The organism is Herminiimonas sp. (assembly GCF_030655415.1).
The window spans coordinates 145,960-168,225 of sequence record NZ_JAURVN010000015.1; the positions used below are offsets into that span (position 1 = coordinate 145,960).

Sequence of the window (22,266 nt, forward strand, 5' to 3'; positions counted from 1 at the left end):
ATCGCGAACATGAGTCAGCTAGTTTGCGATAGCTTGTCTTCAAGACGCTGTTGCGCACGTGATGCGCGCAAGACGGCTAAACACTTTTCGCACATGCAGTTTTTTGCCTGACCGTTTGCATCCAATACCAATTCAGATTTGCTTGCCGTCGGCAAGGCGGTGCACCAGCACCGTTGCGCTGATATCGTATCGACCATGCCGCATGAAAACGTAGCGCCGCATTGTGAGCAATGGCTCATAGGTTTATCCGATCATGCATCAAAGTAGGGCGTAAAGCGGGATGCTGGCTTGTGAACTGGGGCAGATGGCAGGCGCGCATGGCGCAAGATTTTTGTCGCATTTTGTCAAACGTGCAATATGTGTGCGGAAATTTTGTGGGAATTCAGACAAGAGCCGGGAAAACATTCGGCATTCACTGTAAAATCGCGGTCATCTATTTTCAGGACTTGCCATGACTGACACGAATGCCGATCTTACTGTAGTTTCGCCGCAAATACAGGCGCAAATTCTGGCCGAGGCGCTGCCGTATATCCGCAAATTTCACGGCAAAACCATCGTCGTCAAATACGGCGGCAATGCGATGACCGAAGAGCGTCTGAAGCACAGCTTCGCTCGCGATGTGATTTTGTTGAAACTGGTCGGCATGAACCCGGTTGTGGTTCACGGCGGCGGTCCGCAAATTGACAACGCGCTGAAGAAAATCGGCAAGCAAGGCACCTTCATCCAGGGCATGCGCATCACCGATGAAGAAACCATGGAAGTTGTCGAATGGGTTTTGGGCGGCGAAGTGCAGCAAGATATCGTCATGCTGATCAATCATTACGGCGGCCAGGCTGTTGGCTTGACCGGCAAAGATGGCGGCCTGATTCGTGCGCACAAAATGAAAATGCCAGATCGTGAAAACCCAGGTCAGTTCCTCGACATCGGTTTTGTCGGCGAGATCGAAGCGATCAATCCTGCGGTCGTAAAAGCATTGCAGGACGATGCCTTCATCCCGATCATTTCGCCTATCGGTTTTGGTGATGACGGCCAGGCTTACAACATCAATGCCGACGTCGTCGCTGGCAAAATCGCGGAAATCCTGAAAGCTGAAAAGCTGATCATGATGACCAATATCGCTGGCGTACAAGACAAGCAAGGCAATCTGCTGACCGATTTATCCGCGCGTGAAATCGACGAAATGTTCGACGACGGCACGATCTCTGGCGGCATGTTGCCGAAGATTTCTTCCGCGCTGGATGCGGCGAAATCCGGCGTCAACACCGTGCATATCATTGACGGTCGTATCGAACATTCCTTGCTGCTGGAAGTGCTGACCGAGCAAGCATTCGGTACGATGATACGTTCGCACTAAACAGAATTTCGCTTTAGCGATTCACTCGCAAAAAAGGCCTGCTGACTTCACTGTTAGCAGGCCTTTTTGTTTGCTTGCAGATTTCCTGCTTGAGCTATTCACGTCTTCATTTTTACCTGTATGTAGTAGTGAATTTCCATGTGGAAATTATTCATTCGAGAAAATGCATCAAGCGAGTGCGGCTAAGGGAAAGTGTTGTCCCGCCTGATTTTTTCGCAACATTCTCAAATGAAATGTTGATCATTCGAACCATAAACATGGGATATTAATGTTGCATTCTGTCAGCAATACTTCAATACCTGTCGTTGAATGGAGCGTTCGCACAGCAAAGGATTTCAATTCCTTTTGAGAGCATTCTAAGTGAATATTTAAGGGACGGAGGGTGGCGATTCGATCGACTTGATTGAGTGAGCTGCCGAAGCTGTAAAACAATAATTAAAATTTTGGAGATTCCTATGTCCAGCCTGCAAACACGCAGTTCAATGACGATCGCCAAAAAGCTCGGGCTGCTCATCGCCAGCGCGATTCTCGGCATTATTATTCTCACCGCCTTATCCCTGATCTCTGAACGAAAACTCATTCTTGAAGAGCGCAAAAGTAATGTGCGCCAGGTAGTAGAAGCGGCGCACGGCATACTCGCTTATTACCAGCAGTTGGCCAGCAAAGGGACGCTGACCGAGACTGACGCCAAACAACAAGCGATGCAAACCATCAAGGGTTTGCGTTACAGCGGCAACGAATATTTCTGGATCAATGACATGCAACCGCGCATGTTGATGCATCCGATCAATGCAGCGCTGGACGGCAAGGATCTGACGGAAAATAAAGATCCGACTGGCAAACATCTATTCGTGGAATTCGTCAAAATCGTCAAGGCAGAAGGCGCTGGTTTCGTGCCGTATATGTGGGCCAAGCCGGGCAATTCCGAGCCGGTGCCGAAAGTGTCTTACGTCAAAGGTTTTGAACCTTGGGGCTGGATCATCGGTTCCGGTGTCTATATGGATACCGTGGAAGCCACGATCATGCAGCGCCTGATTTACTTCGGGATAGGCGCGGCGATTCTGGCCATAATCTTGTTTGTCATCGGCATGGTGATTACCCGCGGTTTGCTCAAACAACTTGGTGGTGAGCCAGGCTACGCGGCAGCGATCGCAGGCGATATCGCGAACGGCGATTTGACGGTAGACGTCAAGACACGTCCAGGTGATAGCACCAGTCTGTTATTCGCGATGAAGAGCATGCGCGACAGTCTTGCGAAAGTAGTCGGTGAAGTGCGGGTCGGTACCGATACCATCGCCACTGCTTCGGTCCAGATCGCAGCCGGCAATCTGGATCTGTCATCGCGTACCGAACAGCAAGCAAGCTCGCTGGAAGAAACCGCATCGTCGATGGAAGAACTGACTTCCACCGTCAAACAAAATGCAGACAATGCTCAACAAGCTAATCAACTCGCGGCGCAGGCTTCCGCAGTTGCGGTCAAAGGCGGCGAAGTTGTTGCGCGCGTGGTCGATACGATGGGATCCATCACTGATTCCTCGAAGAAGATTGTCGACATCATCAGCGTGATCGACAGCATCGCGTTCCAGACCAATATTCTGGCTTTGAATGCGGCGGTCGAAGCTGCACGTGCTGGTGAGCAAGGCCGTGGTTTTGCCGTCGTCGCAACCGAAGTAAGAAATCTGGCGCAACGCTCCGCCTCCGCCGCCAAAGAAATCAAGAGCTTGATCGGCGACTCGGTAGACAAGGTTGATTCAGGTAGTCACCTGGTCGCGGAAGCGGGCGTCACGATGAACGAAATCGTCAGCAGCGTGAAACGCGTGACCGACATCATGGCTGAAATCACTGCGGCGAGCAGAGAGCAAAGCGCAGGCATCGAGCAGGTTAATCAGGCGATCGCGCAGATGGATCAAGTGACGCAGCAAAATGCTGCATTGGTAGAAGAAGCCGCCGCAGCAGCCGAAGCGATGCAGGATCAGGCGCGTAAATTGAATGACGTGGTTGGTGTTTTCAAACTGTCGGGTACTAACCAGCAGGCGGCTTTGCAACTGCGTTGAGCAAGATGGTAGTGGCGATTGCTTTGCGTTTTTGATCACTCACAAGAGCGCAAGTACGTAGAGCAAACACGGGGTCGACAAGTTATTTCTCGACCCCGTGTGCATTTGGATTCAATACAACTTCTCAACCTTGTAGCCTTGTTTTTGCAATAAGGCCGGTACGCCTTTATCACCGATCAAATGCAGGGCGCCTACTGCGACAAAACTTTTCTTGTCTGTTTTCAGTAGTGTCCCTATCTTGTCCGCCATGTTTGGATTGCGTTCATCCAGTAGCACGTGCTGCAAGAATTTGGCGGACGTAGATTCTTCGTTTTGCAACTCCAACAATGCCGCTTCCAAAGCTGGATTATCTGCATGCTGCCATGCGGTGATCAGGGCTAATCCCTTTTTGATGGCGCTACCGTCGGCCAGTTGAGCGAGTGTTTCCAATAGATATTCTTCTTGCTGCTTATCAGTCAAACCATTGAAAAGAGAGAGTTGGTAATCTGCAGTTTCAAGCTGCGCTACGGTTTTCTTTTCATTCTTTGCGATCGTCAGAAAATACAGTTCTATGCCTTGTTCAGCCGGGTAACCTGCGCGCGCCATGGCTTGCACGATCAACAGATTGGTGACTAGCCACGGCTTCATGCGGACTATGCTTTCAAATGGAATGCTCGCGCTTTGCAGTGCTTGTTTCAATTTTTCCAGACTGGCCGCTGAAATATGCTGATCTATGGTTTGGCCGTCTGGATAAATGCTATGTCTGGCGGCGGCTTGTTGCAGCGCTGTCGTATCGCGGATATCGACTTCAAGCACCAGCTTGTCGGCGGCCGACAAGGCGCGTGTCACTTGCGGTTCGAGTGGGTAGAATGCAGCTTGCCCGACGTGAATGGTGCCGAACAGATAGCTGGTGTTGCCCTTATGGCTGACCCGATATAAAACGCCGCGCTGTGGCGCTGTCGATTTCTGCGAGTGTACGGCTGGCGTTTTGAGTGCGGTGTTTTTTGCATTAGCGTCAGCGCTAGCATCCGCATGCGCCTGCGACAAGAAGCAACTGAATAGTAGGCTAAGGACAAGAACAAAATGACGATGCATGTAACTCCTTTTTCTGTATTGATAATGCGCTGCCTGCATCATGCGTAAGCTGACCTGGCTGTTCGATCTGGACAATACGCTGCACGATGCGTCGCATGCGATTTTTCCCGCGATCCATCTGAATATGAATGTCTTTATCGAGCGGGTGCTGCACAAGTCCGGCTTGCCCTCTGATGAAGCCGCCGTCAATGCCGCGCGCGTCATGTACTGGCAGCGTTACGGCGCCACCTTGCTCGGTATGGTAAATCATCATCAGGTGCGGCCTGAAGATTTCTTGCGTGAGGCGCATCGGTTTGATGATCTGGCGACGATGATTCGTGCCGAGCGTGGTCTGGGAAAATTATTGCGTAGACTTCCAGGTCAAAAAATTTTACTGACCAATGCACCCCGCCGCTATTCGGCTGACGTCTTGCGACATCTTGGCTTGCATAGGCATTTCGCCAAACACATTCCGATAGAAGCGATGCGCGTACATGGCCGCTTGCATCCCAAACCATCGAAACAGATGCTGCGAAAGCTGCTGGCGCGCCAGCGCATTTCAGCTCGTGATTGCATACTGGTCGAAGACACAGTCGCGCATTTAAAAGGCGCGAAGGAACTCGGCATGCACACGGTCTGGGTGACGCAATATCTGGCCAGCGATTCGATAAAAGGAGCGGCAGACGACAAGCACGCAACAGTCGCCTACACAAAACGCCCTATTTATGTCGATGTCAAAGTAAAATCCGTTGGGCAACTATTCAGGAAGTTGCACCGACTGCGCTAGTCCGATTGCTTACCTACTTATAAAAAATATGGCAACCACCAAACCAGGCGAACGCAAGCTGCAAATACTTCAGACATTGGCGACGATGTTGGAGCAGCCCAAGGGAGAAAAAATTACGACCGCAGCTTTGGCTGCGCGCGTCGAAGTTTCGGAGGCGGCCTTGTATCGACATTTCGCCAGCAAGGCGCAAATGTTCGAGGGCTTGATCGAGTTCATCGAATCGACGGTGTTTGGCTTGATCAACAAAATTACCGAACAGCAGGAAAATGGTTTGTCGCAAGTGCAAGCAACCGTACTGATGCTGCTTAACTTTGCTGAACGTAATCCTGGCATGACGCGCGTGATGATAGGCGACGCATTGGTGAATGAAGATGAACGTCTGCAAGCACGCATGAATCAATTCATTGAGCGCATAGAGCTGGCGATCAAACAATCTTTGCGTGTCGCTGCCAGCCAGGGGCAGGCCAACGAAGCAGAAGTCGCCGCGCGCGCCAACTTGATTACAAGTGCAGTGCTTGGTCATTGGCAGCGTTATGCCAAAACCGGCTTCAAACAAAATCCATCCGTCTATGCCTCCGCGCAGATCGCGATGTTGCTGGCTTAATAGCTGGTTCGTCATCGTTTTTTAAATCGTATGCTGACGTCGGCAAGGTCAGGTCGCTTGGTCGTACAATAGCGCCTTGCCCAGCATCGCTTTTCCTGACTTATGTCCCTGTTCGTTCCCGCTGATTCCTCTTCCAACTGCTTCGCTCTGCTTGATGATAATGATGCAAGCGCGGTAGATGCGCGCTCGCGACTTTATTCCTCGCATGTTGGCACTCTAGTCTGCGAGAGAGCGGATCAGCTGCCAGCCATGTTGCAGCAAATGCAGCAGGCTTTGCTGCAAGGACAGTTCGCGGTCAGTTTGTTTGCCTATGAACTCGGTGCTGCCATGCATGGCATCGCGCCGCATGAAACAGCATCAGATGCGACGGCTGTGCCTTTGGCAGAAGTACTGCTGTTTCAGCGCTGTGAAAAACTCTCCGCCGAACAGGTCAGCGCATGGCTAGCCCAACACGCATCTTCCTCACCAGCGGGAATCGCCAACGTACATCCTGATATATCTGAAGCAGCATTCGATAGCGCGCTGGCACGTATCCACGATTACATCGCCGCCGGCGATACCTATCAGGTCAATTACACCTATCGCTTGCGCTTCGATGCCTACGGCTCTGTGCATACGCTGTATCGCCGTTTGCGTGAACGTCAGCCGGTGCCGTATGGTGCGTTGATAGGATTGCCGGATGGTCGCGCGGTGCTGTCCTTATCGCCGGAATTGTTTGTACGACACGATGATGGTTTGTTGACTGTGCGGCCTATGAAGGGCACGGCTGCAGCCAGCGGTAACCCGCAGCAAGATGATGTATCGGCGCATGCCTTGGCCGCCGACCCAAAAAATCGTGCAGAGAATTTGATGATTGTGGATTTGCTGCGGAATGATTTAGGACGGATTGCTGAAGTGGGTACTGTCGTCGTCGATAAGTTGTTCGATGTGCAGCGTTATAGCAGCGTGTTGCAAATGACTTCGACTGTGCATGCGCGATTGCGTGACGATATTGCACTGCCCGAGATCTTCGATGCTTTGTATCCTTGCGGCTCGATTACCGGTGCGCCCAAACATAGAACGATGCAAATCATTCGCGAGCTGGAAGCCAACCCACGCGGCATTTATACCGGCGCGATAGGCTGGTTCGATCCGCCGCAGTCCACGCAAACGGTTGGTAATTTTTGCCTGTCGGTTCCTATCCGTACCTTGCAGTTGCAAGCGCAAGACGAATTGCAAATTCGTCGCGGCGAAATGGGCGTAGGTGCTGGCATCGTGCATGACAGCGTTGCAAAAGCTGAATATGAAGAATGCCGCATCAAGGCAGGTTTTTTGATCGATATGCCGGCTGAATTTGAATTATTTGAAACCATCTATGCAACCCGCGCTGATGGTTGCCGACATATTGATCGCCATTTGCAACGCTTGCGTGGTTCAGCAGAGTATTTTGGTTTCGCGTTTGATGATGTGAAAATACGCGACGCCTTACGCGATACCTGCTTACAATTTTCCGAGGCGACGCCATATCGCTTGCGACTTGCTTTGCAGGCTGATGGCGCATGCATCATTCAATCAGCGCCATTGTCAGCAATAACAAGTCCGGTAAAAGTTCTGCTGGCAGAAACGCCGACCGATGCTGGCGATATCTTTTTGCGACACAAGACTACGGTCCGTTCTGGCTACGACGCCGCATGGCGTGCCGCTGAGCAGCAGGGCGCTTTCGATCAATTATTCTGCAATCAAGATGGCCAATTGACGGAAGGTGGCCGCAGCACAGTGTTCATCAAACTCGATGGCCATTGGTACACGCCGCCTTTGAGTGTCGGTGTATTGCCTGGTGTGATGCGTGCCGTATTGCTGGAAGATGCGACCTTGAACGCAGAAGAAAAAATATTAACCCTGACCGATTTGCGCAGGGCAGAGGAAGTTGTGATCTGCAATGCCTTGCGTGGCGCATTACCTGCGACGATCGTTTGGAATAACTAAAAAACGATCGTCGCGGTTTTGACAATCAGGCGGGCAAGCTGACGTTGAAACAACTGCCAGGTTCGTTACGCACAACGCAGGTGACATCGCCGCCGTGCCTGCGCGCGATTTGTCGCACCAGACTTAAGCCCAGACCAACACCGCCTTCCCGCTCGCTGGCACCAGCTACGCGATAGAAGGGTTCAAAGATTTTTTCACGTTCTTTGTCCGGAACGCCAGGGCCGCCATCACATACCTGCAGCAAGATATTATTTCCATGCTTTGAAAGCGTCACGTCGATTGCTGTGCCATTGCCATAGCGCTTTGCGTTCTCCAACAGATTGCGCACCATGCGACGCAACAGCCGCGCATCGCCGGGTAGTTCAATCGCTTGTGCTTCGAGTTGCGCATCGAGGCGCGCGCATTCTTCAGCAACCAGCGCAGTGAGATCGATATTCTCAAACGCTTGTGCCGTATCTGCAGTCGCATCGAGTCGGCTGGCGAGCAAAATCTCATCAATCAGTTGATCGAGTTCGCCGATGTTGCGCTTCAGTTCGCCGCGTATTTCCGGCTGCGCTTCGTTGCCCATTAATTCGATGGCCATGCGTATGCGTGCCAATGGTGAGCGCAATTCGTGCGATGCATTCGCCAGCAAAGCTTTTTGCGCATCAACCAATGCTTCTATACGTGCGGCGGAACGATTGAAACTGGTCGCGAGTCGTCCGACCTCATCTTGTCCTTCTACTGCAATGCGTGTCGATAACTGACCCGCACCTAAGGCCTCAACACTGGTTTGCAGACGTTCCAGCCGGCGCGTCAAACGACGCACAATCGGATAAGAACCTATACCCATCGCCAGACCTATCAAGACCAGCGTGGTAAAAAAACTGAAGGGTGGTTTGCGTCGCCCCGGATGCTGACCGACCAGCCATCGATCATCCGGTAATTTGACCGCAAACACTGGCGGACCACCGCCCATCCAGCCGCTAGTGGTTTGTGCTTCATCGAGTGGCGGCAATTCACGACCAGCGGAAGCGATTTTTTCCCGCTTGGCTGAGTACAGCGTCAAGTCTGCGCGCATCCGTGATTGCCAGCGTTCGAGCGCTTGCTGCTGCTCTTCGTTGCTGGCTTCTGGCGGCGGCAAAATGTCGGATGCAATCGCGGCGAACGATTCCAGACTCGGGCCGATCTGTCGCGAATCTGCATTCATGCGCCACGCGGCAGCGAACAACAAACCAGCCACAGTGAGGCTGATCAGCATCGCCAGATAGATGCGCACATACAAGCGGTGCGACCAGCGGAAACGTGATCGTGTCGCTGCTTCAGACATCTTGTGCTTTCGCGAATACGTAGCCCGCGCCGCGTACGGTGATGATGCGCTTAGGCTGTTTAGGGTCGTCTTCAATCGCTGCGCGCAAGCGGCCTATGTGTACGTCGATTGATCGATCGAATGCTTCCAGCGGTTCGCCTTTGACGGCGTCCATCAATTGCTCGCGCGATAAAACACGTCCGGCTCTATCCGCCATCGCTGCCAATAAATTGAATTGATAAGCCGTCACAGGTTTGTCTTGATCGTCGAGACGAATCACACGCGCATCGAGATCGATTTCCAAACGGCCGAAACGCAGCACACGTTCGCCACCCGTTGTGGCGATGCCTTGCTGCCTGCGCAAAACGGCGCGCAATCGCGCCAGTAATTCGCGCGGTTCAAATGGTTTGGGTATGTAATCGTCGGCACCTAGTTCAAGCCCGACTACGCGGTCCATAGGATCGCCCTTGGCCGTCAGCATGACAATCGGCAGTGCGCCTGTCGGCTGCGGTTGTGCGCGTATCTGACGGCAGACGTCCAAGCCGTCTGCATCTGGCAGCATCAGGTCGAGCAGAACAATGGCAAACGGCTGCGTGGCATCGGCTTGCTGTAATTGATGCAAACCATCTTTTGCCGTAGCACTGTGTTGCACTTCGAACCCGTTTTGGTTCAGGTATGTGGCGACCATGCTGGCGAGGCGTTGGTCGTCTTCTATCATCAGTAGGCGTTGTGTCATTTTGTTAGTGTAATTCCATTTCGTAATCAAAACGAGAATCGTACTGTTTGCTTCCGCTTGTAAATGTGTTCGATGCGATTGCGGAATGAAAAATCTGATGCGTTACTTTGAAAACGTTATTACAAATTCGCTGCAAAATTTTGTACCGGCGTTCTAAAACGCCCGCGCCAGCATGACCGATTTCCGGTGATGCTGGCGCTGTTCCTACAAGCCCTAGGCTTATGGTTTTGCTGCTGGTGCAGGACCGCCGCGATGATCAGGGCGTGGGCCTTTACCATCAGGACCAAAACGATGGCCGCGTTTGCCAATTTCTTCCGCTGCTTTGACGCGTTGCGCAGGTGTCAGCACTTCGGCGGCATCGGCAAATGCCTGTGACATGCGACGTGAACGCTGATCGTCCAATTGCTGTTGCGTTTGACGGACTTGTTCAAGCGCATTGCGATCGATCGTTGGCTGCGCCAGCAATTTCACGCCTTGTGCACGTGCTTCGCGGCTTTTTTCCTGGATAGGGCGCAGGTCAGTGAAGGCTGCTTTTGCGATCGCGCTCAATTTGGTTTTTTGTTCCGCGGTTGCATCTGGCACCAAACGTTTCAACATGTGCTGAAAGCGTTTTTCTGCTTTTGCCGGATCCATTTTTCCGTGCGGGCCGAAATGGCGTTCTGCTGTTGGCTTTTGCGCAGCAGGGCCTTCTTGTGCGTAGCTGACTCCGACGATGGAAAGAGCGCTGACCAGCGCGGCGCCAGCAGTGATCATCATCAGGCGACGACCGTGTGGCGTACTTTTAACGAAAGATGCTTTACCTGCGATTTGCTTGTTCATTCGAAACTCCTTTGTGGTTCAAGTGGTGCTCGCTGTGTTTTGCGGGCATGGAGTTACTGTAGTGCGGCTCTGTTGCGGCCACGCTAGCGAGCGGTAAAGTTATGTAAAGGGATGTCATCGTCTTTGTTGGTGCAATGGCATGCTGACTCAGCTTGATCACGCACCAATTTGGCGATGATGCGAGAGCCGCATGACTGGCGTTTGCCTAGTGCTGCAGGGCGCGGCTGGCACATCTTTTGCAGTCAGGAATCTATACCGATCCTGTCTCAATTCGACGGTAGCCCAAAATAATAAGGAATAAAAATGAACAGGCGTCACTTTCTTCAAGCCAGTTTGGCTGCCAGCACAAGTTTGCTGGTTTTTCCGGCCGCGTATGCGGATGGGCCTATCACGCACATCAATGACGCCATCAATAAATCCGGCCGTCAACGGATGCTGTCGCAGCGTATGGCAAAAAGTTATTTGCAGATCGGCCAATCCATCGATTTGCCACGTTCGAAAAAAATATTCAGCGCCTCCATCGCTTTGTTTGAGCGTCAACTGTATGAGCTGGAAGCGTTCGCTCCCACGCCGGAAAACAAGGCAACCTTGGCTGACTTGAGAAAAACCTGGGCTGGCTACAAGACCGTGTTGGTGGGCAATGCGCCGAATCGTCAGGATGCGAAAACCATCATGGTGGTCAATGAACAAGTCCTGGCACTGGCACATGCGTCCACGGTCCAGTTGGAAAAAACTTCAGGTTCGGCAGCAGCGCGGCTGGTTAATATTTCGGGACGTCAGCGTATGTTGTCGCAACGTATGGCGAAGTTTTATCAAGCGATCAATTGGGGTGTGGCATCGTCGGATGGGCTGATCAATCTGGCCAAGGCGCGCGACGAATTTTTGCTGGGGATGACGGAGCTATCGACGTCGCCGAAGAATACGCCAGCGATCAACGCAGAAATGACACTGGCACAACAGCAATGGTTTTTCTTCGATCAAGCGTTGAAGAGTAGTGCGGATAGTATGGAAACCAAGGTGCGCTTTGCGACCAATGTGGCTACCACCAGCGAACGCATTCTGGAAACGATGGACAGGATTACCGGGATGTACGAGCAGTTGAGTTAAGCGCGTATGTTGTAGTTTGAGTTGCGGCGAGACCGCAACTCAAAAAGTTTTACTGATGCACTTCTAGCTGACTAATTTCTGAATCTGAATTTAATGAGCATGCCCGCAAACGCTGCAATTGGCATTGCGTGCAAACTTGATGCTGTTCCATTCCATCGTCCGCGCATCCAGCAATAACAGGCGGCCTTTTAACGGCTCTCCGATGCCTGCAATCACCTTCAATGCTTCCGCCGCTTGCATGCTGCCTATGATGCCCACCAGTGGTGCGAATACGCCCATCGTGCCGCAATTCACTTCTTCAAACTGCTGATCTTCCGGGAACAGGCAGGAATAGCACGGCGCGTTTTCATCGCGTTTATCGAACACACTGATTTGACCATCGAACTTGATCGCCGCGCCGGAAACCAGCGGCACGCGATTCGCAACGCAAGCGCGATTGATGGCATGCCGGGTGGCGAAGTTGTCGCTGCAATCCAATACTACTGATGCATTGCGTACGAGTTCATTCAGACGTTCGCCTGAAACACGTTCTTTCAGCGCGACGATTTCTATCGTTGGATTAATTTCAGTCAGCGTGTGCTGTCCCGATAAAACCTTGGCCTGACCAACCCGTTCTGTCGTATGCAAAATCTGCCGTTGCAGATTGGTCAGATCGACTGTGTCGTCATCGACCAGCGTGATGGTGCCGATGCCGGCGGAGGCTAGATAGAACGCTGCAGGCGAACCCAAGCCACCTGCACCTATGATCAACGCATGCGCCGCCAACAATTTCTCCTGGCCTTCGATATCAATTTCATCGAGCAGGATGTGGCGTGAGTAACGCAGTAATTGTTGGTCGTTCATAAGGTGTCCGAGTTGCTTGATGAGTGATGCATGCTGCGTAAATTATTTGCAGAACTGTTGGAAGAAAACACTGTGCTGCAATCAAAAAAAGCCGCATCGCTGCGGCCTTTTTTGCGAATGCTGGCGACTATTTCTTGTCGTCGGTTTTCGGTTCAGTTTTTGAATCTGTTTTTGGTTGGTTGATGCCAGGTTCTTTCTTCACTTCGACTTTTGCTTTCGAAAGAATGACAGGCAAGCCTTTCAAATGATTCAAAGCTTGTGCCAACTGGAAGTCGTCTTTGCTGCCGAATTCCAGTGGTTTGCGTTTTTTCTCCAACGCAGCGATGCGTTGTTCTTCTTCCAGTTCATCAACTGCAGGACGGGCTTCAGCTTCTTTGTCCTTGTCGTTGATCAAATGCTTTTGCAGATCGGCTTCACGCAGACGCAAGCCGTTCAAGCCATCGCCTTCTGCGGTTTCATCCACCATCAGATCCGGCACGATGCCTTTGGCTTGAATCGAGCGGCCACTAGGTGTGTAGTAACGCGCGGTCGTCAATTTGACCGCGGTATCAGCGGAAAGCTGACGTATGGTTTGTACCGAGCCTTTGCCGAAAGTTTGCGTACCCATGATGGTGGCGCGCTTGTAATCCTGCAATGCGCCGGCCACGATTTCAGAGGCAGAAGCTGAACCGGAGTTGACCAAGACCACCATAGGGATTTTCTTGATCGCATCAGGTAATTTTGCGAGTGGATCACCGACTGCGCGCGTTGCATAGAATTCGCGACGTGCGTAGAAGCTGGCTTTCGAATCAGGCAACTGACCATTGGTCGAAGTAACGACTACGTCTTTCGGCAAGAAGGCTGCAGAGACGCCGATCGCGCCCGGCAATACGCCGCCCGGATCGTTACGCAAGTCGAGTACCAGACCTTTCAAGTTAGGATCTTGTGCGTAGAGCGCAGCGATTTTTTTCGCCATGTCATCGACTGTCGGTTCCTGGAATTGCGCAACGCGCAGCCATGCATAACCAGGTTCAACGATTTTGGATTTCACGCTTTGTACGCGAATTTCCTGACGTGTAATGGTGGTGATGATTGGTTTGTCTTCGTCTTTGCGGGCAATCGTCAGCGTGATTTTGGTATTCGGTTCACCGCGCATTTTTTTGACTGCTTCGTCCAGCGTCAAACCTTTGACCGGAGTCGAATCCAGGCGCGTGATCAAATCGCCAGCCTTGATGCCCGCACGATATGCAGGCGAATCTTCGATAGGCGAAATGACTTTGACGTAACCATCTTCCATGCCGACTTCGATACCGAGTCCGACAAACTTGCCTTGCGTACCTTCACGCAATTCCTTGAATGCTTTTTTATCAAGATAGGCTGAATGTGGGTCCAGTGACGAGACCATGCCGGAGATTGCTTCGGTCAACAATTTTTTATCATCGACCGGTTCGACGTAATCCGATTTGATGAGTCCGAATACATCGGCTAGTTGGCGCAATTCCTCGATAGGCAAAGGATTACCGGCACTTTTCTGTGCCATGGCATCCAGCTGCGTGCCCATACCGATCGCGCCGGCAACCATGCCTAAACCGATCAATCCGATATTCTTGAGTTTCGTTCCCATGTTCACCTAATAGTTACCCAACTGAGTGGGTCAAACGCACGACCTTGGTGTCGCATTTCAAAGTATAAACCTGATTGTTCATTGCCGCCGCTATTACCTGTGCTGGCAATCACTTCGCCGGTTTTAACCGCATCGCCAGCATGTTTCAACACCGACTGATTATTGCCGTAAATCGTCATGTACTGGCTGCCATGATCAACAATGATCAAATTGCCAAAACCGCGCAGCCATTCGGCAAATACCACGCGGCCGGGCGCGACCGCTTTGACTTCGGTGCCTTCATCGGCGCGAATAAACAAACCTTTCCAGGTCGGGCCTTCGCCGCGCTTATTGCCAAATTTGGCAGTGACGTCGCCGCGTATAGGCAGGCGTAATTTGCCGCGCAGTGCTGCGAAGGCTCCATCTTGGACGCTGGCGTCGGGCGTCAGGTCATTGCGGGCCAAGGCTTGTGATGGTTTTTCGCGTACTGGCGGCTCGTCGTCTTCAATCGCATTCGGATTGGTAATTTTGCCACTGGATGTTTTGTCGTTTTGTTCACTACGTTTTTTTGCCAGCGCTAAACGTCTTTCGCGTTCTTCGCGTTCGCGTGCGGCGCGTTCCTGCTTGCGCTTTTCTGCTGCGGCAGCTTCGGCTTTACGTTGTTCTTGAATTAACACGGCGAGTTTGTCGACCAGACTGGCCAAGCGTTTTTCATCGCGTTCGATGTTGCCGACTTCCTTGCGTTGTGCCGTGAGTTTGTTGGACAACTGTGAGAGTAAAGTCGCGCGTTGGGCTTTTTCTTTTTGCAGAATCGCGTGCTGTTCGCGCGCTTCGCCAGCAATTTCGTCTAGTTCTTCCTTGGCGTTTTGCACGCTGGCCTGGTTGTCTGCAATCGCTTGCAGATTGGTGCGCAATGATTCGATCAACGTTGCTTGCGCGCGCGAGACGTAGCCCATGTATTGCAGTTCGCGGTTGATGCGGTTCGGATTGTCGCCAGACAGCAGCAGCTTGATGCGATCTTCATTGCCGGCGATGTATTGTTCGCGCAGCAGTTTGGCGAGCTGGCTCTGCTGGGCGTCGACGATTTTTTGCAGCGCGGCTTGCTGACTGGATAAATCCTTCAGCTTGGCTTGGGTTTTTTGCTGTTCTTCAGCCAGGTCGCGCAAATTGCGTTGTGCATCCGATATCGCTTCTTCGGATTTGGCCAAAGCATCGGCTGCAGAACTCTTGGCGGTTTCTGTCTTGTCTATGCTGCGTTTGAGTGTCGTCAGCTTTTGACGCAAATCTGCGCGCTCACTCTCGGCCACGATTTTTTGCTTGCTGCGATCTGTGGCTTTTTGTGCTCTGGCGTTGGTAACTATGCTGGCACAGAGTGCCAATACGACGCACGACGTGATGAAACGCATACCCGGAAAGCCTTGAAGTTGGTCACCGACGGGTATGCGCGTGTTGCGAGTGAAGGACGAAAGAAGCGAAATTGGCACGGAATTTATGGGGTTGGTCCGTGGCTGGCGGCTGCTTTGACGGCTGCTTCCAGCGATGCCTGATCGCCGAGATAGTAGTGGCGTATCGGTTTCAAGTTGTCATCCAGCTCATAGACGATAGGGCGGCCATTTGGAATGCTGAGCGAAACGATGTCTTGATCGCTGATGCCGTCCAGAATCTTGATCAGCGCGCGCAGGCTGTTGCCGTGCGCCGAGATGATGATTTGTTTGCCGGCACGGATTGATGGAACGATGGTGTCATTCCAATATGGTTCTACGCGCAGCAATGTATCTTTCAGACATTCGCCCAGCGGAATTTCTTCACGCTTCAGATTGGCATAGCGCGGATCGTTGTACATCGTGCGCGGATCGTCTTCTGCCAGTGGTTTTGGCGGAATGTCGTAGCTGCGACGCCATTGCAGAACCTGGTCAGCGCCGTATTCTTTTGCCGTTTCCGCTTTGTTCATGCCTTGTAACGCGCCGTAATGGCGTTCGTTCAGGTGCCAGTCGCAGACGACCGGTATCCACATCAGATCCATCTCGTCGAGCGTGATCCACATCGTGCGTATCGCGCGTTTCAAGACTGAGGAATACGCCAGATCGAAGGTAAATCCGGCTTCGCGCAGCAGTTGACCGGCGTGCTTTGCTTCAGCACAACCTTTTTCCGTCAAATCGACATCGGCCCAGCCGGTAAAGCGGTTATCGAGGTTCCATGTGGACTCGCCGTGGCGCATCAATACGATTTTGTACATGGTTCTAATAGGTAAGTAATGGTTTTTTGATGCAAAATGCCGAATCCGAATTGTATTCGGTCTTCTATTTTATAATGCGAACATTCTTTCTACTCATTGGAACAACGTGAAATTCATCATTGATAACATTATTCTGATTGTCCTCGTCTTGGTATCCGGCGGCGCATTGGTCGCACATACACTGCAACGCATGGGTGCAAAACTTACGCCATTACAGGCAACCCAGATCATTAATCAGGGAAAAACCCTGATTCTCGACGTCAGAACTGCAGATGAATTTGCTGCCGGACATATCCGTGACGCGAAAAACATTCCATTAAAAGAATTGAAAACACGCATCGATGAATTGGAAAAATTCAAGGCGCGTCCAGTGGTTGTTGTCTGCGCCAAGGGATTGAAATCGGCACAAGCGACCGCACAACTGAAGAAAGCGGGCTACACCGAAGCCGCTAGTTTACTAGGTGGCTTGGATGCATGGCAATCGCAAGGTTTGCCTGTTACCAAGTAAGACTCGGTAAGCATCAAGTAATTCAAAGTTAAAGAAGGAAAAATTATGACTGCGCATGTGACGATGTATAGCACTGGCGTTTGCCCTTATTGCACGATGGCAGAACGTTTGTTGGCTGCCAAAGGCATAGACAATATTGAAAAGATTCGCGTCGATCTCGATCCTGCGCAACGTATTGCAATGATGGAGAAAACCGGTCGTCGTACCGTGCCGCAGATTTATGTTGGCGATACGCATGTCGGTGGCTTCGACGACTTGAACGCGCTGGAACGTGCGGGCAAGCTGGATGCTTTGTTGCAAGCTGCCTGACGAGTTTGGCTCACTTAGAGTTGACGATGCGGTAACCTGTACCAAATGAAATCAAGTAAATGAAATAAGCGGTAACTGTTAGGAGGGCTGATCGCCCTCCATTTTTAATCTGACTGAAAGTGCTTCATGGCTGACGAAAATCTGCAACCTGTATTCCAGATCCAACGTGTTTACCTGAAAGATCTGTCGCTGGAACAACCTAATTCGCCAGCAATTTTCCTCGAACAAGAATCGCCAGAAATCGAAGTAGCGGTTGATGTCGGCGCAGAACAAATCGCTGATGGCATTTTTGAATCGACTGTCACGATTACTGTCACTGCAAAAATCAAAGACAAGATCGCATTTTTGGTCGAAGGCAAGCAAGCCGGTATTTTCGAAGCGCGCAACATCCCTGATGAACAACTCGATCCATTGATCGGCATCGGTTGCCCAAGCACGATTTATCCGTATTTGCGCGCGAATATTGCTGATGCGATTACCCGCGCCGGCTTCCCTCCTGTGCACCTGACCGAAATCAATTTCGAAGTGTTCTACCAACAACGTCTGGCAGCTTTGGCGCAGCAACAAGCTGATAGCAGCTCAGGCATCGTGATGGCTGACGGTTCCGTCGCAAAGCATTAATTCAAGCGTACAGTGCGCACCCGTTCGATCGTGGATCAATCGGGTGCGCTGCACTTTCCGAATAATGACTTGAAGGTAAGCGCATGAAATGGTCTTTCCCCGCTTATGCCGCACTGCTGATGTCAACGCTGGCAACCGGTGTGACGCATGCCGCCGATTTCAAAGCTGTGGGTGCAAATCCTGCGATCATGTACAACGCGCCGTCTGAGCGTGGCCGCAAAATATTCATCGCGCCGCGCGGCATGCCGGTCGAAATTATTTTGACGCAAAACGGCTGGAGCAAAGTGCGTGATGTCGCCGGCGATTTATCTTGGGTTGATGCGTCAGCACTGACGTCAAAACGCAATGTGATTGTCACGTCCGCGAATCTCAAACTGCATGCCACGGCTGAAGAAAATTCCGCTGTTGTTGCTACCGTTGATAAGAACGTATTACTGGAATTAGTTACGCCCCCAGCATCCGGGTGGGTCAAACTGAAACACAAAGACGGACCCATCGGTTTTGCAAGAACCAATGAAGTGTGGGGCGAGTAATTCGTTTCCCATGATTGCGCGGAGGATCAGCGTTTGATCAAAGCTTTGCCATCATTTGCAGTCTTCGATATTTAATCTTCTTAAGCAAACTCACTGCATGAACATCACAATACTAGGCGCGGGCGCATGGGGTACGGCTTTGGCGATGTCGCTGGCTGAACGGCATGCGGTTGTATTGTGGGGCCGCGATTCCGCAGTGATGCAGCAGGCACAACAGAGTCGAGAAAATTCTGCGTATCTGCCGGGTTTTCGTTTACCCGACACCTTGTCTGTAAGCGCTGATTTTTCGTCCGCCATCGCGCATGCAGGTACAGATGGTTTGCTCATCGTTGCCAGTTCTTTGTCTGGTCTGCGTCCTTTGGCTGAACAGCTGAAGTCACATGCGATCCCGAATATTGTTTGGCTATGCAAAGGCTTTGAAGCCGACACGCATTTACTGCCGCATCAGATCGTGCGTGAAGTGCTGGGCAAGGATATTCCTGCGGGCGCATTGTCTGGCCCTTCGTTTGCACAAGAAGTCGCGCAAGGCTTGCCATGCGCCTTGGCGATTGCATCCGATAGCGCCGCCTTGCGGGAGCTGGTTGTCGCTGCGGTGCACGGGCCTAGCATCCGCGTTTACACAACCGATGATTTGATCGGCGTGGAAGTTGGTGGCGCGGTCAAAAATATTCTGGCAATTGCCACCGGCGTTATTGATGGACTTAAGCTCGGCTTGAATGCGCGCGCAGCGTTAATTACGCGCGGCCTGGTAGAGATCACGCGCTTTGGTGTGGCTTTGGGCGGACGTGCCGAAACCTTCATGGGTTTGGCCGGCATGGGTGATTTGATTTTGACTTGTACTGGCGATTTATCGCGTAACCGTAAGGTTGGCTTGGGTTTGGCGCAAGGGAAAAAACTGGAGCAGATCGTGACCGAGTTGGGTCACGTTGCCGAAGGCGTACGTTGTGCGCAAGCCGTGCGCGAATTGGCGATTAAGCACGGCATAGACATGCCGATTACCAATGCAGTCGCGGCAGTTCTTTTCGATGGTGATTCACCGCTGGAAATGGTCGGACGCATACTTGCACGCGATGCGCGGGATGAAGCAGCTTAAGCCAAGCTCTTCCTGCCCCAAACCTGGTTATCAATCCAGCCGCATAAACGCCGCACTACCGCCACATCAATGTGGTTGCAGCAATAGCGTCAACAAAACCGACGAATCTTCCAACGCATGCAATGCATGCGGTTCACCACCTGCCAGATAAACCAGTTCGCCGGCTTTCACTGTTTGCGTCTGCTGATGCGCGTGCAATTCAATCGCGCCTTCCAGGCACTGAATGGTGACTGCGCCGGGCACAGAGTGCTCAGGCATGCCTTTGCCGCGCGGTAGCACGAGGCGCATCAATTCCAGTTGTGGCGTTTTAAAAAGGGCATTCGAAACGGATGTTGTAATCCGCGAGCCTAGTGGACGTATGTCGATCAACTGGCCGGATGTTGCATGCGGTAGAGCCATTATCTTCTCCTCAATGTGGTTCGAGTGCGATCAGGCAAATGTGCTTCGCCTTGGCGATTTCCCCCTTTGTTATAACAAACAAACCGGGCTGAATCAATCTCTCGCTAAATGAGCTCTGGAAGCAAGTAGCAGCGCGACTTACTCTTCGTCCGGCTTGGTGAGTTTTTTCTGCAACTGCAATTTTTGGATTTGTCTCTGTGCCGAGACGGACTTTTGATGTGAGCCACCGATGCGCGTTTTTGCCGCCAACGCAACGTGGTTGCGCGGTTTCAGTGCCTGTTGTGAAGGCTCTATGCGTATCGTGAGTTTTTGACGTTTGGCGAGTGCTTTATTGGCCATGATGTGAATGACGCGCATGCTGCGATGCGCGTCTTTTCTCCATGATTAATTACAGCACATAGCGCGACAGATCTTCGTCGACAGACAATGCCCCCAGTCTTTCATCAACATACGCCGCACTGATAGTCATGGTTTGATCCGGGCTGTCGCTGGCGGAAAACGAAATTTCTTCCAGCAGTTTTTCCATCACTGTATATAGACGACGCGCACCTATGTTTTCGGTTTTTTCATTGACCGAATACGCAATTTCCGCCATTCGTTGTATGCCATCTTGTGCAAACTCGATTTTGATTCCTTCGGTTGCGAGCAAGGCTTCATATTGCTTGGTCAAGCAGGCATCGGTGCCAGTCAGAATACGTTCGAAATCGGCGATAGACAAGGATTCCAGTTCGACGCGAATCGGGAAACGACCTTGCAATTCCGGGATCAGATCCGATGGTTTGGCCAGATGAAATGCGCCCGATGCAATAAACAGAATGTGATCGGTTTTGATAATGCCATACTTGGTGTTGACGGTGGTACCTTCGACCAATGGCAGCAAATCGCGCTGTACACCGGCGCGGGATACTTCGCCGCCGCCGGTTTCCGAACGTGTTGCAATCTTGTCGATTTCGTCCAGAAAGACAATGCCGTTTTGTTCAACATTGTTGATCGCTTTTTGCTTCAGCTCATCTTCGTTAACCAGCTTGCCGGCTTCTTCTTCGACCAAGAGTTTGAGTGCTTCCTTGATTTTGATCTTGCGTGCTTTCTTGCGATTGCCGCCTACGCCGGAAAACATCGATTTGATTTGCTCTGTCATTTCTTCCATGCCGGGCGGCGCCATGATTTCCATGGACGGCCCTGCTTCGGACAGTTCAATTTCGATCTCAGTATCGTCCAGTGAACCTTCACGCAAACGCTTGCGGAATGTTTGACGCGTGGTGTTGTCTGGCGTGCTGCTCGCACCCGTTGATCCTGCGGCGGCATTGGCATTGGTCGATGAGGTGAAGCCAAAATCACGTGCTGGCGGTACAAGAATATCGATGATGCGATCTTCGGCGGCATCTTCTGCGCGAGCGCGGACTTTGCGTGTTTCCAGTTCGCGCGTCTGCTTGATGCCGATGTCGATCAAGTCGCGAATGATGGTTTCGACGTCGCGACCAACGTAGCCGACTTCGGTAAATTTGGTCGCTTCAATCTTGATGAACGGCGCGTCTGCCAATTTGGCGAGACGACGAGCGATTTCAGTTTTACCGACGCCGGTCGGTCCTATCATCAGAATATTTTTTGGCGTAATTTCGTGACGCAGCGGCTCTTGCACTTGCTGACGGCGCCAGCGATTACGCAATGCAATCGCGACGGCGCGTTTGGCATTGGCTTGGCCAACCACGTGTTTATCCAGTTCGGAAACGATTTCTTTGGGTGTCATGTTCATGATGTCTTTCGCCTAAATGCAGGCGCTTTCCTGTATTGATCTCGCAATTAATCGGGAGCTTAGTCCAGCGTTTCTATCGTGTGCGAGAGATTGGTATAGATGCACAGTTCGCCCGCAATCGTCAGTGATTTCTTGACGATATCGAGCGGCGACATATCTGTGTTTTCTTGCAGGGCCTTGGCCGCCGATTGAGCAAAAGTACCACCAGAACCGATCGCGCCTATGCCGTCTGTAGGTTCCAGCACATCGCCATTGCCAGTGATGACTAATGTGGTTTCGTGATCTGCGACCAGCAGCATGGCTTCAAGGCGGCGCAACATGCGATCGGTGCGCCAGTCTTTGGCTAGTTCGACTGATGCGCGCATCAAATGGCCTTGATGTTTTTCCAGCTTGGATTCAAAACGTTCCAGCAAGGTGAATGCATCTGCGGTGCCGCCGGCGAAGCCGACCAATACCTTGCCGTTATAAACCTTGCGCACTTTGCGCGCAGTGCCCTTCATGACGATATTGCCTAATGTGACCTGGCCATCGCCGCCTAGTGCGACGATGTTGCCGCGTCGCACCGAGAGTATGGTGGTGCCGTGAAATTGTTCCATGCTTGCCTCTGAAATGAAGTGGCTGA

At 51.8% G+C, this 22,266-nt stretch carries 24 protein-coding genes; 11 read left to right on the top strand and 13 right to left on the bottom strand.

From position 1 onward, the window contains the following. Positions 1 to 14: 14 nt before the first annotated feature. Entirely contained in the window at positions 15 to 239 is a 225-nt protein-coding gene (locus Q7T66_RS14705) for a cysteine-rich CWC family protein (protein WP_304933902.1), read from the bottom strand. Positions 240 to 451: 212 nt separating this feature from the next. On the opposite strand from Q7T66_RS14705, the gene argB reads away from it, so the two are divergent. Both argB and Q7T66_RS14695 read left to right on the top strand, forming a co-directional pair. Next, a complete protein-coding gene (argB, locus tag Q7T66_RS14700) occupies positions 452 to 1,354 on the top strand; it encodes an acetylglutamate kinase (protein WP_304933903.1) in 903 nt (300 codons plus the stop codon). A 455-nt stretch (positions 1,355 to 1,809) separates the two neighbouring features. Then, positions 1,810 to 3,408, top strand: coding sequence for a methyl-accepting chemotaxis protein (locus tag Q7T66_RS14695; protein WP_304933904.1), 1,599 nt, complete (start codon positions 1,810 to 1,812; stop codon positions 3,406 to 3,408). 111 nt (positions 3,409 to 3,519) lie between these two features. Here the strand turns inward: Q7T66_RS14695 and Q7T66_RS14690 are convergent, their stop codons facing one another. Then, entirely contained in the window at positions 3,520 to 4,482 is a 963-nt protein-coding gene (locus Q7T66_RS14690; RefSeq protein WP_304933905.1) for a TraB/GumN family protein, read from the bottom strand. A 40-nt stretch (positions 4,483 to 4,522) separates the two neighbouring features. On the opposite strand from Q7T66_RS14690, the gene Q7T66_RS14685 reads away from it, so the two are divergent. The 3 genes from Q7T66_RS14685 (at position 4,523) to pabB (ending at position 7,817) form a co-directional block, all read left to right on the top strand. Further along, positions 4,523 to 5,248, top strand: coding sequence for a pyrimidine 5'-nucleotidase (locus Q7T66_RS14685; protein WP_304933906.1), 726 nt, complete (start codon positions 4,523 to 4,525; stop codon positions 5,246 to 5,248). A gap of 28 nt (positions 5,249 to 5,276) precedes the next feature. Continuing rightward, on the top strand, positions 5,277 to 5,852 hold the full coding sequence (gene slmA / locus Q7T66_RS14680; RefSeq protein WP_304933907.1) for a nucleoid occlusion factor SlmA: 576 nt from the start codon (positions 5,277 to 5,279) through the stop codon (positions 5,850 to 5,852). A 102-nt stretch (positions 5,853 to 5,954) separates the two neighbouring features. After that, positions 5,955 to 7,817 (top strand): aminodeoxychorismate synthase component I, encoded by a 1,863-nt coding sequence (gene pabB / locus Q7T66_RS14675; protein ID WP_304933908.1) that lies wholly within the window; start codon positions 5,955 to 5,957, stop codon positions 7,815 to 7,817. A 25-nt stretch (positions 7,818 to 7,842) separates the two neighbouring features. Here the strand turns inward: pabB and Q7T66_RS14670 are convergent, their stop codons facing one another. The 3 genes from Q7T66_RS14670 to Q7T66_RS14660 all read right to left on the bottom strand — a co-directional run bounded on the left by Q7T66_RS14670 (position 7,843) and on the right by Q7T66_RS14660 (position 10,660). Continuing rightward, on the bottom strand, positions 7,843 to 9,126 hold the full coding sequence (locus Q7T66_RS14670) for a cell wall metabolism sensor histidine kinase WalK (protein WP_304933909.1): 1,284 nt from the start codon (positions 9,124 to 9,126) through the stop codon (positions 7,843 to 7,845). Continuing rightward, positions 9,119 to 9,841, bottom strand: a complete 723-nt coding sequence (locus tag Q7T66_RS14665; RefSeq protein ID WP_304933910.1) for a response regulator — start codon at positions 9,839 to 9,841, stop codon at positions 9,119 to 9,121. Before Q7T66_RS14665 ends, Q7T66_RS14670 begins: the two co-directional genes overlap by 8 nt. A 219-nt stretch (positions 9,842 to 10,060) precedes the next feature. Next, positions 10,061 to 10,660 carry a Spy/CpxP family protein refolding chaperone gene (locus Q7T66_RS14660; protein WP_304933911.1) on the bottom strand — a complete coding sequence of 200 codons (600 nt, stop codon included), beginning with the start codon at positions 10,658 to 10,660 and terminating at the stop codon, positions 10,061 to 10,063. A 303-nt stretch (positions 10,661 to 10,963) separates the two neighbouring features. Between Q7T66_RS14660 and Q7T66_RS14655 the strand changes: the two genes are divergently transcribed. Beyond that, a complete protein-coding gene (locus Q7T66_RS14655) occupies positions 10,964 to 11,767 on the top strand; it encodes a type IV pili methyl-accepting chemotaxis transducer N-terminal domain-containing protein (protein ID WP_304933912.1) in 804 nt (267 codons plus the stop codon). A gap of 90 nt (positions 11,768 to 11,857) precedes the next feature. Here Q7T66_RS14655 and Q7T66_RS14650 read toward each other — a convergent pair whose 3' ends face one another. The 4 genes from Q7T66_RS14650 to gpmA all read right to left on the bottom strand — a co-directional run bounded on the left by Q7T66_RS14650 (position 11,858) and on the right by gpmA (position 16,428). After that, complete coding sequence (locus Q7T66_RS14650; protein ID WP_304933913.1) at positions 11,858 to 12,610, bottom strand: molybdopterin-synthase adenylyltransferase MoeB; 753 nt, start codon at positions 12,608 to 12,610, stop codon at positions 11,858 to 11,860. A 127-nt stretch (positions 12,611 to 12,737) separates the two neighbouring features. Continuing rightward, positions 12,738 to 14,213 carry a S41 family peptidase gene (locus Q7T66_RS14645; protein WP_304933914.1) on the bottom strand — a complete coding sequence of 492 codons (1,476 nt, stop codon included), beginning with the start codon at positions 14,211 to 14,213 and terminating at the stop codon, positions 12,738 to 12,740. A gap of 2 nt (positions 14,214 to 14,215) precedes the next feature. Then, the gene (locus Q7T66_RS14640) at positions 14,216 to 15,598 is read right to left on the bottom strand and encodes a murein hydrolase activator EnvC (protein ID WP_304933994.1); all 1,383 of its coding nucleotides are present in this window, start codon (positions 15,596 to 15,598) and stop codon (positions 14,216 to 14,218) included. Positions 15,599 to 15,681: 83 nt separating this feature from the next. Then, a complete protein-coding gene (gene gpmA, locus Q7T66_RS14635; RefSeq protein WP_304933915.1) occupies positions 15,682 to 16,428 on the bottom strand; it encodes a 2,3-diphosphoglycerate-dependent phosphoglycerate mutase in 747 nt (248 codons plus the stop codon). Between the two features lie 106 nt (positions 16,429 to 16,534). On the opposite strand from gpmA, the gene Q7T66_RS14630 reads away from it, so the two are divergent. The 5 genes from Q7T66_RS14630 (at position 16,535) to Q7T66_RS14610 (ending at position 19,492) form a co-directional block, all read left to right on the top strand. Continuing rightward, entirely contained in the window at positions 16,535 to 16,936 is a 402-nt protein-coding gene (locus Q7T66_RS14630) for a rhodanese-like domain-containing protein (protein ID WP_304933916.1), read from the top strand. 45 nt (positions 16,937 to 16,981) lie between these two features. After that, positions 16,982 to 17,245: a glutaredoxin 3 gene (grxC, locus tag Q7T66_RS14625; protein ID WP_304933917.1), complete on the top strand. Its 264-nt coding sequence runs from the start codon at positions 16,982 to 16,984 to the stop codon at positions 17,243 to 17,245. Between the two features lie 126 nt (positions 17,246 to 17,371). Beyond that, complete coding sequence (gene secB, locus Q7T66_RS14620) at positions 17,372 to 17,866, top strand: protein-export chaperone SecB (RefSeq protein ID WP_304933918.1); 495 nt, start codon at positions 17,372 to 17,374, stop codon at positions 17,864 to 17,866. Between the two features lie 83 nt (positions 17,867 to 17,949). Further along, the gene (locus tag Q7T66_RS14615) at positions 17,950 to 18,399 is read left to right on the top strand and encodes an SH3 domain-containing protein (RefSeq protein WP_304933919.1); all 450 of its coding nucleotides are present in this window, start codon (positions 17,950 to 17,952) and stop codon (positions 18,397 to 18,399) included. Between the two features lie 97 nt (positions 18,400 to 18,496). Continuing rightward, positions 18,497 to 19,492 (top strand): NAD(P)H-dependent glycerol-3-phosphate dehydrogenase, encoded by a 996-nt coding sequence (locus tag Q7T66_RS14610; RefSeq protein ID WP_304933920.1) that lies wholly within the window; start codon positions 18,497 to 18,499, stop codon positions 19,490 to 19,492. A gap of 66 nt (positions 19,493 to 19,558) precedes the next feature. Here the strand turns inward: Q7T66_RS14610 and Q7T66_RS14605 are convergent, their stop codons facing one another. The 4 genes from Q7T66_RS14605 to hslV form a co-directional block, all read right to left on the bottom strand. Further along, positions 19,559 to 19,891, bottom strand: a complete 333-nt coding sequence (locus Q7T66_RS14605) for a cupin domain-containing protein (RefSeq protein WP_304933921.1) — start codon at positions 19,889 to 19,891, stop codon at positions 19,559 to 19,561. 138 nt (positions 19,892 to 20,029) lie between these two features. After that, the gene (locus tag Q7T66_RS14600; protein ID WP_370691653.1) at positions 20,030 to 20,248 is read right to left on the bottom strand and encodes a hypothetical protein; all 219 of its coding nucleotides are present in this window, start codon (positions 20,246 to 20,248) and stop codon (positions 20,030 to 20,032) included. A gap of 31 nt (positions 20,249 to 20,279) precedes the next feature. Beyond that, on the bottom strand, positions 20,280 to 21,644 hold the full coding sequence (hslU, locus tag Q7T66_RS14595; RefSeq protein WP_304933922.1) for an ATP-dependent protease ATPase subunit HslU: 1,365 nt from the start codon (positions 21,642 to 21,644) through the stop codon (positions 20,280 to 20,282). 59 nt (positions 21,645 to 21,703) lie between these two features. Next, on the bottom strand, positions 21,704 to 22,240 hold the full coding sequence (hslV, locus tag Q7T66_RS14590; protein WP_304933923.1) for an ATP-dependent protease subunit HslV: 537 nt from the start codon (positions 22,238 to 22,240) through the stop codon (positions 21,704 to 21,706). Positions 22,241 to 22,266 lie beyond the last annotated feature (26 nt).